1 rRNA gene is annotated in these 550 nt (G+C 51.8%); it reads left to right on the forward strand.

Annotation, left to right across the window (positions count from 1 at the left end):
* Positions 1–120 precede the first annotated feature (120 nt).
* A 23S ribosomal RNA gene (locus ON32_RS30985) occupies positions 121–550 on the forward strand; the annotation flags it as partial.

The following is a 550-nucleotide window of genomic DNA, read 5'->3' on the forward strand; positions in this document are numbered from 1 at the left end:
TTGGTGTTGGGGATCGGCCGCCGCTAAACCCGGTGGCCGTCCCCTAATTCTAGTGGCGGTCTCGCTGTAGCCTCCTCTGCGTAGTAGCACACCTCGCACTGGAACGCGGCGCGGCCACGCCGTAAAACCCCAACTTCTGAATGTTGACCTCGGATCAGGTAGGAATACCCGCTGAACTTAAGCATATCAATAAGCGGAGGAAAAGAAACCAACAGGGATTGCCCCAGTAACGGCGAGTGAAGCGGCAACAGCTCAAATTTGAAATCTGGCCCTTGTGGTCCGAGTTGTAATTTGTAGAGGATGCTTTTGGTGCGGTGCCTTCCGAGTTCCCTGGAACGGGACGCCATAGAGGGTGAGAGCCCCGTCTGGTTGGACACCAAGCCTCTGTAAAGCTCCTTCGACGAGTCGAGTAGTTTGGGAATGCTGCTCTAAATGGGAGGTATATGTCTTCTAAAGCTAAATACCGGCCAGAGACCGATAGCGCACAAGTAGAGTGATCGAAAGATGAAAAGCACTTTGAAAAGAGGGTTAAATAGTACGTGAAATTGTT

Origin of the sequence: Nocardia paucivorans NBRC 100373 (assembly GCF_000308675.1) — a bacterium.
Classification (GTDB): Bacteria; Actinomycetota; Actinomycetes; order Mycobacteriales; family Mycobacteriaceae; genus Nocardia; species Nocardia paucivorans.